Origin of the sequence: Lentibacillus songyuanensis, assembly GCF_039548255.1 — a bacterium.
Lineage (GTDB): Bacteria > Bacillota > Bacilli > Bacillales > Amphibacillaceae > Lentibacillus_C > Lentibacillus_C songyuanensis.
The window spans coordinates 26,467-38,726 of the sequence record NZ_JBCLVH010000013.1; the positions used below are offsets into that span (position 1 = coordinate 26,467).

13 protein-coding genes are annotated in these 12,260 nt (G+C 42.4%); 8 read left to right on the forward strand and 5 right to left on the reverse strand.

The genetic code is table 11. From position 1 onward, the window contains the following. The first annotated feature begins 39 nt into the window (after positions 1-39). From spoIIM to WMZ97_RS13410, 3 genes are all read left to right on the forward strand, one after another. Positions 40-681: a stage II sporulation protein M gene (gene spoIIM, locus WMZ97_RS13400; RefSeq protein ID WP_343272596.1), complete on the forward strand. Its 642-nt coding sequence runs from the start codon at positions 40-42 to the stop codon at positions 679-681. Positions 682-794: 113 nt separating this feature from the next. Beyond that, positions 795-1,250 (forward strand): ferric iron uptake transcriptional regulator, encoded by a 456-nt coding sequence (fur, locus tag WMZ97_RS13405; protein ID WP_343272674.1) that lies wholly within the window; start codon positions 795-797, stop codon positions 1,248-1,250. A 288-nt stretch (positions 1,251-1,538) separates the two neighbouring features. Beyond that, on the forward strand, positions 1,539-1,931 hold the full coding sequence (locus WMZ97_RS13410) for a hypothetical protein (RefSeq protein ID WP_343272597.1): 393 nt from the start codon (positions 1,539-1,541) through the stop codon (positions 1,929-1,931). A gap of 11 nt (positions 1,932-1,942) precedes the next feature. Here WMZ97_RS13410 and WMZ97_RS13415 read toward each other — a convergent pair whose 3' ends face one another. The 5 genes from WMZ97_RS13415 to WMZ97_RS13435 are packed head-to-tail and all read right to left on the reverse strand — an operon-like array spanning position 1,943 to position 7,252. Continuing rightward, complete coding sequence (locus tag WMZ97_RS13415; protein WP_343272598.1) at positions 1,943-2,584, reverse strand: NTP transferase domain-containing protein; 642 nt, start codon at positions 2,582-2,584, stop codon at positions 1,943-1,945. Beyond that, positions 2,517-3,605, reverse strand: a complete 1,089-nt coding sequence (locus tag WMZ97_RS13420) for an XdhC family protein (protein ID WP_343272599.1) — start codon at positions 3,603-3,605, stop codon at positions 2,517-2,519. The genes WMZ97_RS13415 and WMZ97_RS13420 overlap by 68 nt, the downstream gene beginning before the upstream one ends. Then, positions 3,598-4,077: a (2Fe-2S)-binding protein gene (locus WMZ97_RS13425; RefSeq protein WP_343272600.1), complete on the reverse strand. Its 480-nt coding sequence runs from the start codon at positions 4,075-4,077 to the stop codon at positions 3,598-3,600. The genes WMZ97_RS13420 and WMZ97_RS13425 overlap by 8 nt, the downstream gene beginning before the upstream one ends. Positions 4,078-4,079: 2 nt before the next feature. Further along, positions 4,080-4,916 carry an FAD binding domain-containing protein gene (locus tag WMZ97_RS13430; protein WP_343272601.1) on the reverse strand — a complete coding sequence of 279 codons (837 nt, stop codon included), beginning with the start codon at positions 4,914-4,916 and terminating at the stop codon, positions 4,080-4,082. Further along, positions 4,913-7,252: a xanthine dehydrogenase family protein molybdopterin-binding subunit gene (locus WMZ97_RS13435; RefSeq protein ID WP_343272602.1), complete on the reverse strand. Its 2,340-nt coding sequence runs from the start codon at positions 7,250-7,252 to the stop codon at positions 4,913-4,915. Before WMZ97_RS13435 ends, WMZ97_RS13430 begins: the two co-directional genes overlap by 4 nt. Before the next feature lie 253 nt (positions 7,253-7,505). On the opposite strand from WMZ97_RS13435, the gene WMZ97_RS13440 reads away from it, so the two are divergent. The 5 genes from WMZ97_RS13440 to WMZ97_RS13460 all read left to right on the forward strand — a co-directional run bounded on the left by WMZ97_RS13440 (position 7,506) and on the right by WMZ97_RS13460 (position 12,147). Continuing rightward, positions 7,506-7,712: a YqzK family protein gene (locus WMZ97_RS13440; RefSeq protein ID WP_343272603.1), complete on the forward strand. Its 207-nt coding sequence runs from the start codon at positions 7,506-7,508 to the stop codon at positions 7,710-7,712. A 5-nt stretch (positions 7,713-7,717) separates the two neighbouring features. Next, entirely contained in the window at positions 7,718-8,608 is an 891-nt protein-coding gene (gene xerD / locus WMZ97_RS13445) for a site-specific tyrosine recombinase XerD (protein WP_343272604.1), read from the forward strand. Positions 8,609-8,735: 127 nt separating this feature from the next. Then, positions 8,736-9,914, forward strand: coding sequence for a phosphopentomutase (deoB, locus tag WMZ97_RS13450; protein WP_343272605.1), 1,179 nt, complete (start codon positions 8,736-8,738; stop codon positions 9,912-9,914). An 88-nt stretch (positions 9,915-10,002) separates the two neighbouring features. Beyond that, a complete protein-coding gene (locus tag WMZ97_RS13455; RefSeq protein ID WP_343272606.1) occupies positions 10,003-10,836 on the forward strand; it encodes a purine-nucleoside phosphorylase in 834 nt (277 codons plus the stop codon). A gap of 6 nt (positions 10,837-10,842) precedes the next feature. After that, the gene (locus tag WMZ97_RS13460) at positions 10,843-12,147 is read left to right on the forward strand and encodes a pyrimidine-nucleoside phosphorylase (RefSeq protein WP_343272607.1); all 1,305 of its coding nucleotides are present in this window, start codon (positions 10,843-10,845) and stop codon (positions 12,145-12,147) included. The last annotated feature ends 113 nt before the right edge of the window (positions 12,148-12,260 follow it).

Sequence of the window (12,260 nt, forward strand, 5' to 3'; positions counted from 1 at the left end):
ATTTTCCCGCTATGCAAATCTGAAATGGAGGATTCCTATATGTACCAAAAGAAAACATTGACAGTAAACCACATAAGGGAACATGCAGCAATATACCTATTTATGATAATTTTATTTTTGACCGGAATTGTTTTTGGTGCCATTATCGTAAACAGCATGAATTTCGTCCAAAAGCAGGACTTATTTTTTTATTTAGAGCGTTTTTTTGGTAATATTATGGATAAGGAACAAGTTGGCTCGATGGCCATTTTAAAAGAAAGCTTTTTTTACCACACCAAATATTTATTACTTTTATTCATTCTGGGCTTATCCGTGATAGGGTTGCCAATCGTATGGATATTGCTGTTTTTAAAGGGACTGGTTGTGGGTTTTTCTGTTGGCTTTATTGTCAACCAGCTTGGTTTAAAAGGATTGGCACTTGCAACACTTGCGATTGCTCCTCAAAATTTGTTGATCATCCCAATTTACATCGTAGCCGGAAGTATATCCATGATTTTTTCGCTAACTTTAATAAATAAATTATTCTCGAGCCGATTATCCCAGTCAATTCTGCCCCCATTTGGCAAATATGTGACCATCTTCGCTCTGTTATTAGGCCTTTGTGTTATTGCGGCCGGAATGGAAGCCTTTGTCAGTAATGAAGCGTTCGAATCAGTAGTCAAAGCTCTTTACAAACAATAATAGCTATTATATAATAATCATTATTGATGGCAATTTAAAATAATTATAAATTGACATGGCTTTTCAAAATGCATATAATGTGATTGGGGGAAGAGGGGGGATTCTGCATGGCAATGGAACATCGTATTGAGCATATTAAAAAACAACTCCATGCACAAAGCTATAAGCTAACTCCGCAACGGGAAGCTACTGTCAGGGTACTATTGGAGCGTGAAGAAGACCATCTCAGCGCAGAAGATATTTATCTATTGGTTAAGGAAAAGGCACCGGAAATTGGACTTGCTACCGTTTATCGTACGTTAGAGTTATTATCTGAATTGAAAATTGTCGATAAAATAAATTTTGGTGATGGTGTATCTCGTTATGACCTGCGAAAAGAGGGTGCTGAGCATTTTCATCATCATCTTGTCTGCATTGAATGTGGATCGGTCGAGGAGATTGTTGATGATTTATTAGGCGATGTTGAGAAAATAGTTGAGAACGATTGGGGATTCCAAGTAAAGGACCATCGTTTAACGTTTCATGGAATTTGCAAACAATGTCAGAAGATTACCGTTAAGTCCGTATAAGATGTCATGTCCTGATATTTCTACATACAAATGGTATGCAGAAATTCCATAACGGCTAACAATGAGTGGAACTGTCCAAGTAATTGGGCGGTTTTTTGCTTTGGGTTAAAAGTTTTGCAGTTTTCGTTGCAATGCCTTTGTGACTTCCATTCTTTGAAACCGAATAGAATCGAATCTTGTCATGCAGTTGATATCCGTTTGTAGCAGGGGTTTTATTTCGTTAAGAGTAGGATAAAACCGAAATAATCACAAATAATACGGATAATAACGCAACAGGAGTGGATCACTTTGCAACCAAAACAAACCGTAGCCGAACGTTATCAGAAGCAACAACTTATGCAGCACCAGCTATCGGCTTTACATACCGAAATGCAAAACAAACAGCAGTCAGCTCCAAACCAGCAACAATTGCAACAGATTTTTCAAGCAACACATAACGCCTTGCAACAGGCGCACCAAGCGGTTCGACAAGCACAGGCGGCCAACCCGCAGCAGGTTCAGCTTCAAGCTGCCGAACAGTGCCTGCAGCAGGCGACACAGCAGCTGCAACAATTAAAAGAAGCTGCTCCCGAGCTCGCTCTCGCATTACCCACAGGTACACAACAACAGTTAAAGCAGCTTGATCATGAAATTCACCAAGCTGCTCAAACTCTACATTTGATTAAATCATCCATTGAGTAAAGGGACTGCCCTTAATGCAAGAGAGAGTTCCTGATTTTTTGGTAATCCGTAACCGTGTCGATATCGAAAAATGCCAGTGAATCGGAAAAAGGAACAAATTGACCTTTTTCCGATTCATGTTGTAGCAATTGACGGGCCCCGTTGTCACCTTTCAATTGGAAAAGTTTAGGAAACATGCTACTGGTAAACAAAATAGGGGGACATGGCACATTGGAAAAAGTGGCGGCTACAAACATTGTGTCAGGGTGGATTGTATGCTGTTCAATTAGTTTATTAATCATATCTACGGAAATAAATGGTTGATCAGCTAATATGACCATGACAGCTGTAGCTTGAAGTTTTTCCGCGAATTGCAGACCACATTTCAGCGAATACGATTGTCCTCTAGCGGTATCCATACACGTTGTGTGAAACCATTTTATTTGATACGTTGAAAATAACCCGGTCGGGATCCAATCGAGTTCGTCCGCTGTATCGATAACCACGACTATCCTGTCAAGCGTTGATTGTAAGGCAGTACGCAGAGCAACACTACCAAGTGAAACATTCCCAAGTGGCTGTTGCAGTTTATTTTTACCAAATCGCTTACTTTTGCCTGCCGCTAAATAAATCGCTACTATTTTGCTCTCCGTTGATGATATGTTTCTTTCCATACGATTTTTCCTTTCTATTTCTAATAATATCGGCGATAATACTAATAGCAATTTCTTCCGGTCCTTTAGCTCCGATTGTAAGTCCTGCTGGGGAATGAAGGTGGTCTGGGATGGATCTTCCCTGTAAAAGTTTGGTAGTACGTTTGCGTGGTCCCAGAATGCCGAAATAATTTATCTGTTGACTTTTGGGCAGTAAATACGTAAGCAGTTCTTTGTCTTTTTGAAAATCATGCGTCATAATCATAACGGAATCGCTTGGTCGGAAATCCAGTGCATGCATAGTTTCTGGAATTGATGGGTTGGTCATCAAGTCTGCATGAGAAAAAACTTTATTGTCCAACCTTGTCGATCGCCAGTCCCAAATGGTAACCGCAAAGTCTGTCTGTAAGGCAAAAGCAACCAATGGTGTAATATCAGGGCCAGCTCCAAAAATAAATAACCTTGGTTGCGGCTCAAAATGATGAATATAGACGCTTCGATCTAAGCTTTCGACATATTGGAGGCGTGATTTATTTTCACGCTGTGCTATTTTTCGTAACGGATGTGATAAAACATCACGACAACCAAAAATTTGCTGATCCTGCGTCATGTAGAACGTACAGATAGTCGAAGGGATTTTTCCAAAAATCTTCATCATGACAACTGGAATCCCGCGATGGAGATATGCTTGTAACGTAAACAGATTGTGGCGTTGTGCAGCATCTACTCTTTCCAGCAGGATGTGAATTTTTCCATTGCATCCGGGGCCGCGTCCCCAGGATAAGTCATCTTCAGCACTTGTATCATAGACAAATGTTTGGTATTGGACTGACGGCTCTATCAGTAGTTTCATCGCGCGGATGGCTAAGTCGGCTTCCAGACAGCCCGCACTAATAATTCCTATTTGCTGTCCATTTGCCAAAAACAGCATGGATGTGCCTTCCTTTTGATATGCAGAACCTTCTACTTGAATGATCGTTGCTAACACACTTTGCTCCCGTGAATGAGCGATTTCATCAATGATCTCCCATATATTAGCCATTTTGTTGTTGCCTCACATGCAACATATTTGTCACTGTTTCTTTTATTTCTTGATATCCGGTACACCTGCAAATATTAGATTCCAGCCATTCATCAATCATGGCATCATCTGCATCCGGAAAGGTTTCAACCAGCGCATAACTATTTAACACGTAACCTGGTGTGCAATAACCGCATTGAATGGCCCAATTTTTAATAAAGGCCTGCTGCATGGATTGATCAAGCAGCCCTTCAATCGTTGTGATTTGATGATTGGTCACCTCTACGGCGAGTACATGGCAGGAATTGACTGGGACGCCGTCAACGAGAATGGTGCATGCGCCGCAATCACCGTTACCACACCCGGGTTTTGCGCCCATCAATCCCAATTGCTCGCGTAATGTAAACAAGAGTGTTTCCGCATTACGTACATAGATATCTTTCTGTTGGCCATTAACATGTAATGTGATCAAATTTCCTTGTGTACCATTCATGATCAGGATGCCCCTTTCTTGTTTTGCAGTAATTTTGTTAATTCCTGTGTCAGTACAAATTCTCGGTATTCCCGTGATGCGTACATATCATCAAGTGTTGCACTTGGGAAATGGTCCAGCATCTGTTGAATTCTTGTTTGCACCGATTTGGTGGTATCATTTAATACGGTTTCTAATTGCTCGATGCGAAAAGGAAAATCACAGACACCACTAAATGCGACTCTCAAGTTTCCGTCTACTTCCAGCGAGGCAAGGGAGATAATCGGGTAATTCACTTTCGAATGTTTCGTTTTTTTACAATTCCAGTATGGATAGTTCGTAAGTTTTGTGTTTGTGATAATTTGGATGAGAAACTCTCCATCATTCAATTGCATGCCGTTCTGATAAATTGTATGAATGGAGACCGTTTCGATTCCTCCCTTTTTAGCGATCACAACCTTACTGTCCACAAGCAAAAAAGGAAGAAGTGCTTCCCGATAAATGAGATGACTAGAAAGATTGCCGCCGATCGTTATCTTATTGCGGGCAGTCCGATGGGCAATTGCCCGTGACACATCTGTCAGCAAAGGAAAAAAGGTTGAATCGGCGATTGATGTCAGGGTAACAGCTGAACCAATAATGAATTGATCTTCATTTGCCTGGAATTCATTGCATTCAGGGATCCCCTTCAAATCAATCACCACATCTGCATGGATTTCATTCAAACGGGCTCGGCTAATAAATTCGGTGCCGCCTCCATAATAGTGAGGGATTTTCCCGCTTGCCCGCACATCGTTATATAAGGTGACAGCATCTTGTATCGTTGTTGGTTTATAATATTCAAAGTCAAAGGCAATCATTTGCTTCCACCTCGTTTTCGCCAAATCGTTTCCGGTATAAGAGGAAGCTGATTGATGTTCGTATCGCAGGCAAGTGACAGACTATTGGCGAGTGCACCGGCCATGCCGATGACACCATATTCACCAATTCCCCGTGCACCGTATGGCCCGTCAACAAGCGGCGTTTCCACGAAATCAACAAGGTATTCCGGAACTTCACTAGACCGCAATATATCGTAGGACCTGAGTTTGGGATTGAGCACTTTTCCATCATCATCAAAGGTAAACGATTCTCTTGATGCCCAGCTCAAACCGAGGTACATGCCACCACGCATTTGTCCAATTGCTAAATTTGGGTTGATAACTTTTCCAGCATCAAGTACCGTTGCAGCCTTGATCAGCTTGTATGTGCAATCCGTAGGGTCAAATTCGATCTCAACCGCTTGTGCACCAACCGACCATTGCGGCCCCGGTTTTCCAAAGCCGGTTTCCGGATCTAATGGTGTCAAATGTCGGACAACATGAGACCCTTCACCAATAACCAAACCGCCAACCGAGTTACCATTGGGGTATTTATAAGCTATCGCCACATCCTTGATTTTTATTCCGTATTCAGGGCTGTCCTTGAGAAAGATAGTTCCGTTTGCCACCTCAAGGTCGGCAGGTGTGCACTTCAATGCAATCGATGCCGTGTTTTTCAATTGTTTGATCACATCTTCAGCTGCTGTAATTACCGCGCGTCCAGCTAGATAGGTTGTACTGCTGGCTACGGTTTTCCACTGATGGGGATCATATTGGGTGTTAACTTCCATGGTTACGTGAATTTTTTTCATATCCATTTTTAATCGTTCCGCCAGGATTTGTGCAAGTACTGTCTTTGTCCCTTGACCAAGTTCGACGGCAGCACAGTTTAAATTGACACTTCCATCACGGTTAAAGGTGATAATGACACCTGCTGTTGCATTTGGCGGGGTGCTGGATGTTTTCCAAAACGAAGTCATTCCTTTTGCCCGTATTTTACCATCTTCGGTCGTAAACCTTTGTCCTTCATCCCACTTAATGAGATGTCGTAATTTCTTTAAACAGGAGGATACATCACCGACATTACTCGCATTTAAATGTGTTTGCGTTGGTGTTGTGTCACCTGGTTTGATCGCATTCCTGAGCCGGAGTTCAAGCGGATCTATTTTTAGTTTTGCCGCAAGCAGATCCATTGCCCGTTCCATGAGAAATGTCAGTTCATTATGACCAAACCCCCGAAATGATGTCGCATATGGATGATTGGTATAAACACAATGAGATTCACATGTTACATTATCAATTCGATATGGCCCGGTACAGTCAACGGCACCAGCCTTGCTCATTCCGGCACCCATGTCTGAGTAAGCTCCACTATCAAATAAAAATTCGTAAGTGGCTGCCTTTAATTTTCCGTCGCTGGAGGCCCCAAGTTTTACCGTTGCCTCAAGTCCAATGTGGACGGGAGAAGTGATCAAATCTTCTTCTCGTGTGTTTTGAACTTTTACCATTTTCCCACCAACAGCACGGGAAGCTACATAGGCCAGGAATTCCAGTTGTACGGTTCCTTTTCCACCGAAAGCACCGCCAAGCATTGGTGTATGAACAGAAATTTTCCCAGCATCAATGTTGAAAAACTGGGTGAATAATTTTTTTATATAAAAAGGTCCCTGTGTTGAAGAATAAATCATTATTCGTTCATCAGGCAGGATTTCGACGCGAGCAACTCTTGTTTCCAGCGCAGCATGGTCAGAAGGTGAGAAGGATACGCTCGTTTCAATGGTTACATCGCTTTCACTCCAGCCAGTATCCATATTTCCTTTTCGGATTTTCGTCAGATTGGCAATATTGGTATTCGGAATCGCGTGCACACCTTCTACTTGAACCTTATACGTGCCTAAGTCCTCGTGAATTAAGGGTGAATGAGGTAGAACCGCTTCACTTGGAGAGTTGACGACAGGTAATTCCTCATAGATTACTTGAATCAAGTTGGCTGCTTGTTTGGCATGCTGATAGGTGTCGGCAACCACCATTGCTACCGGTTCACCGTAGTATCTAACTTTTTTTCGGGCCAGGATTGGACGATCAGCAAGCAGGGGGCCGACAAGCAGCGGCAAATCTTCCCCAGTTAATACAGCTTGTACACCGGTAACGTTCCAAGCTTCAGCTGTATCAATAGATTTGATTGTTGCATGGGCATATTCACTTGTATGTAAATTGGCATGTAAGATGCCCGGGATCGAAACATCTCCGGTGTATTTCACTCGACCGAATGCTTTATCTGCTGCATCGATTCGTTGCACATCCTTACCCACAATGGAAAAGTTCTCTTTATTCATCTCCAAACACCTCGAATTTCAGACTATAAAAACAAGTATCGTCAGTTTCATTCTATTTATACAAATACAGTCACTCTAATTTACAAATTAGGGAAAATAGCGTATTTTGAAGATGTAACCTGCATGGAAAGATTGGGTTATCTGATGTTTGAATGTACTCCTTTTTGTTTTATTTATGCTTCGATGTATATTGTTCCGCTTTTTTGGCATATCTTTTAATTAGGTAAGCTTTACTTAAAAGGGGACATGCCTTATGAAGCAAATGATATGGGATACATTAAAAATTTTCATCATTTTTATTGGGTGTACATTTTTATTTTATTTTGGACTTCGTGTGATGCATACGGAATATGAACAGATCCATCGTTATGATGCACCTGACGGACCAGCTGTCAAAGTATATCAAACAGATGACGGTTTCATTGATCGATTGAATTTATTTTTTCGATTAGGAGAGTAATAGTCATGCTAGAATCGCAAATGAACGATTTCTTTCATTATTTGAAAATAGAACGAGGATTGTCGGAAAATACGTTAACATCCTATAAGCGTGACTTACATCAGTATTTGTCTTACATTAAAACGGATGCGGGAAGGTCTACATGGGAGCAAGTACAGCGTCGTGACGTGATGGGGTTTCTTTACACACTAAAGGATAGTAGTAAATCTGCCGCCACTATTGCCAGAACATTGTCGTCTATTCGCTTGTTTCATCGTTTTCTGATTGGAGAACAGCTCGTAACCCATGATGCTTGTTTACATATTGAATCACCCAGGCAAGAACGTAAACTTCCGGATGTTTTATCACCGGCTGATATGGAATCATTACTTTCCATAAGTGGCAATACGCCATTGAAGATCCGGAATAAGGCGATGCTGGAGTTACTGTATGCGACTGGGTTGCGGGTAACGGAACTAATTAGCCTTCAAGTCAGTGATTTGCATCTAACCATGGGTTTTGTTCGGTGCTTGGGAAAAGGGGAGAAGGAGCGGATTGTACCGCTCGGCGATGTTGCCGGAAATGCCATTGAGGAATATCTGCAACATGCCCGTGGCAGATTAACGAAACAGAATGACACCAAGACATTATTCGTGAATCAGCATGGCCGACCATTAACCCGGCAAGGCTTTTGGAAGATTCTTAAAGGGGCAGCAAGGGATGCTGGTATTACGAAGAAATTAACGCCGCATACATTACGGCACTCATTTGCTACGCATTTATTAGAGAATGGAGCCGATTTGCGTTCAGTCCAGGAAATGCTCGGCCATGCAGATATTTCAACCACGCAAATTTATACGCATGTGACAAAAACTAGATTGAAAGATGTATACAATCTGTATCACCCAAGGGCATAATGATTGGCCGTAGTTGTCTGACATCATACGTCTAAAACGGATGATTCAAGAAATTCGAGACCATATTATTGCCTGAATGAACATAGAAAATATGCAAATAGGGAAGATAATATCGGGAGGTTTGATCATGAAGAAATTTAAACGCGTTTTTTTAATTGTGATGGATTCGGTAGGGATCGGTGAAGCACCGGATGCTGCCAAATTTGGCGATGAAGGTGCCGATACATATGGCCATATTGCCGAACGTATGCATGGGCTTAACATGCCAAATATGGGTAAATTAGGACTAAGTAATATTCGGGAAATTGATGGGGTGGAAAAAGCAGCTGCACCATTAGCTTCTTATACAAAAATGCAAGAGGCATCCAACGGAAAAGATACGATGACTGGACACTGGGAAATTATGGGGTTAAACATTCAACAGCCATTTCGTACGTTTCCGGATGGTTTCCCCCCTGAATTAATCACTGAACTTGAACAAAAAACGGGACGAAAAATTATTGGAAACAAGCCTGCTTCCGGTACTGCGATTATTGAAGAGCTTGGCAAAGAGCATTTGGAAACGGGAGCACTTATCGTTTATACTTCAGCCGACTCGGTGTTACAGATCGCAACCCACGAGGAGATTGTTCCACTTGATGAACTTTATCAAATTTGTGAAATTGCCCGTGAACTGACATTGGATGAACGGTATATGGTTGGACGGGTAATTGCCAGGCCATTTGTCGGCAAGCCAGGAACATTTGAACGCACCCCAAATCGGCATGATTATGCGTTAAAACCATTCGGCCGTACCGTGATGAACGAACTAAAGGACAGCGGATATGATGTCATCGCGCTTGGCAAGATATCCGATATTTATGATGGTGAGGGAGTTACCGAGGCCATTCGGACGAAGGATAATGATGATGGCATGACCAAAATAGTGGAAACCATGGATAAGGATTTTACCGGGATTAGTTTTTTAAACCTGGTGGATTTCGATGCCAAATATGGCCATCGCCGTGATCCAAAAGGATACGGGGAGGCATTGGAGGCATATGATGCCAGACTTCCGGAAGTGCTGGATAAATTAACCGAGGATGATTTACTGATTATCACAGCAGACCATGGGAATGATCCAATCCATCATGGAACCGATCATACCCGTGAATATGTGCCATTACTTGTTTACCATACCGGCAGCGAAACAGGGAAACACTTGCCATTGCGGGATACATTTGCTGATATTGGCGCCACAATTGCCAATAATTTTGCTGTTAAAATGCCTGAGCACGGAAAAAGCTTTTTATCCGATATTTCGTAACATAACTTGCATTGGAAGTCTTTCTATATTGGATTTCCAATGCCTGATACATAGTACGTTTATCACCTTGAAGAAAGGATGTATGTAGATGAAACATACCGAAATACAAGAAGCAAGCACATTTATTCAAGAACAACTGTCTGCCAAGCCGTCCATTGGCCTGATCCTAGGCTCTGGTTTAGGGGTGTTGGCCGAAAATATCGAAAAACCGATCACGATTTCATATGGTGATATACCACATTTTCCTGTGTCCACTGTGGCAGGGCATAAAGGACAACTGGTTATTGGTACATTGGAAGGGAAACAAGTTATGGCCATGCAAGGTCGATTCCATTTTTACGAAGGCTATTCGATGCACCAGGTTACGTTTCCTGTTCGGGTGATGAAGGAGCTTGGCATTACATCATTGCTGGTGACGAATGCTTCTGGAGGGATCAATGAAAGCTTTTCTCCAGGAGATCTTATGTTACTCACCGACCACATCAATAATATGGGGACAAATCCATTAATTGGCCCAAACGACGAGGAATTGGGGCCGCGCTTTCCGGATATGTCTGCCGTTTATGATCGAAGCTATATTGAGCATGCGAAGGCATGTGCGAATAGCCTGGGGATCTCTATCCAACAAGGGGTCTATGTGGGAAATACTGGTCCAACGTATGAAACGCCAGCTGAAATTAGGATGCTGCGAGTGTTAGGCGGGGATGCAGTTGGGATGTCAACGGTTCCAGAAGTAATTGCTGCTGGACATGCAGGATTACGGGTGCTGGGAATTTCCTGCATTTCTAATATGGCCGCTGGAATTCTTGATCAACCATTAACCCATGATGAAGTAATCGAGACAACGGCAAAAGTACGCGAAGATTTTCTGCAGTTTGTCAAAGAAATTGTTCGCACATTACCCGAAAGGAAGGAAGAGTAATACGCTATGAGAATGTACGATATTATCGAGAAAAAACGCGATGGCAAAAAATTAACTAAGGACGAGATACGCTTTTTTGTTGATGGTTATACTAAAGGAGAGATCCCGGATTACCAGGTTAGTGCCTTGCTCATGGCAATTTATTATCAAGAAATGACTCCAGCCGAATGTGCCATGTTAACGTCTGCCATGGTTGATTCAGGTGATCAAATAGATTTATCCGCAATTTCTGGAATCAAGGTCGATAAGCATTCGACTGGCGGGGTAGGTGATACCACCACATTAATTCTCGCCCCGCTTGTTGCGTCGCTTGGCGTACCTGTAGCAAAAATGAGTGGACGAGGGTTAGGCCATACCGGTGGGACAATTGATAAATTAGAGGCTATACCAGGATTTCATGTTGAATTAACAAGTGATGAATTTATCAAATTAGTCAATCGAAATAAAGTAGCCGTTGTGGGACAAACAGGCAACTTAACCCCCGCCGACAAAAAACTGTATAGTTTACGAGATGTGACCGCCACCGTCGATTCGATCCCATTGATTGCCAGCTCCATTATGAGTAAAAAAATTGCTTCCGGAGCCGATGCAATTGTACTGGATGTAAAAACTGGTGCAGGTGCATTTATGAAGAAACTGGAGGATGCCCGGGAACTGGCCCATCAGATGGTCTCAATCGGGAATCATGTCGGCAGGAAAACGATGGCTGTTATTTCAGACATGAGTCAGCCGTTAGGACAGGCGATTGGAAATGCGCTGGAAGTTCAAGAAGCGATTGATACACTAAGAGGCAAGGGACCGGAAGATTTAACCGAATTATGTTTAACATTGGGAAGTCAAATGGTCGTCCTTGCTAACCAAGCAGCTAGTCTTGACGATGCCCGGGAAAAACTGAAGCAAAATATAGAAAATGGTAAGGCGTTGGAGCATTTTAAAACTTTCCTTGCTTCTCAGGGTGGCGATGCAAATGTCGTTGATCAGCCTTCGTTACTCCCTCAGGCTGCCCAAAAAATAGAGTTAACCGCCAAAACATCCGGCACCATTCAGAATATTGTCGCTGATGATATTGGAACAGCAGCAATGATGCTTGGTGCTGGACGAGCAACGAAGGATTCGGTGATTGATCTTGCTGTTGGGTTAGTACTCCATAAAAAAGTTGGTGATCCGGTACGAGCAGGCGAATCCTTGCTGACAATCCATACCAATCAGGATGTGATTGATGATGTCAAAGAAAAACTGTACAACAGTATTACGATTGCCGACAAACCTTCAAAAGCCCCGACGCTGATATATGATGTAATTACGGAATAAGTTTTTAGAAAAAAGCACACGATTTGGCAGTGTGCTTTTTTCATGCATTTCGACCTAACCGATTTTCCACTAGGGAATGGAGTAATATGTATATTTGCTGTTTTTTAAGTTAT

Bases quoted from the DNA above. Each gene is read 5' to 3' on its own strand.
- WMZ97_RS13440 (WP_343272603.1), top strand. From the start codon at position 7,506: ATGAAGCAAATGATATGGGATACATTAAAAATTTTCATCATTTTTATT.
- xerD (WP_343272604.1), top strand. From the start codon at position 7,718: ATGCTAGAATCGCAAATGAACGATTTCTTTCATTATTTGAAAATAGAA.
- deoB (WP_343272605.1), top strand. From the start codon at position 8,736: ATGAAGAAATTTAAACGCGTTTTTTTAATTGTGATGGATTCGGTAGGG.
- WMZ97_RS13460 (WP_343272607.1), top strand. From the start codon at position 10,843: ATGAGAATGTACGATATTATCGAGAAAAAACGCGATGGCAAAAAATTA.
- WMZ97_RS13420 (WP_343272599.1), bottom strand. From the start codon at position 3,605: ATGGCTAATATATGGGAGATCATTGATGAAATCGCTCATTCACGGGAG.
- WMZ97_RS13430 (WP_343272601.1), bottom strand. From the start codon at position 4,916: ATGATTGCCTTTGACTTTGAATATTATAAACCAACAACGATACAAGAT.
- WMZ97_RS13425 (WP_343272600.1), bottom strand. From the start codon at position 4,077: ATGAATGGTACACAAGGAAATTTGATCACATTACATGTTAATGGCCAA.
- fur (WP_343272674.1), top strand. From the start codon at position 795: ATGGAACATCGTATTGAGCATATTAAAAAACAACTCCATGCACAAAGC.
- spoIIM (WP_343272596.1), top strand. From the start codon at position 40: ATGTACCAAAAGAAAACATTGACAGTAAACCACATAAGGGAACATGCA.
- WMZ97_RS13455 (WP_343272606.1), top strand. From the start codon at position 10,003: ATGAAACATACCGAAATACAAGAAGCAAGCACATTTATTCAAGAACAA.
- WMZ97_RS13415 (WP_343272598.1), bottom strand. From the start codon at position 2,584: ATGGAAAGAAACATATCATCAACGGAGAGCAAAATAGTAGCGATTTAT.
- WMZ97_RS13435 (WP_343272602.1), bottom strand. From the start codon at position 7,252: ATGAATAAAGAGAACTTTTCCATTGTGGGTAAGGATGTGCAACGAATC.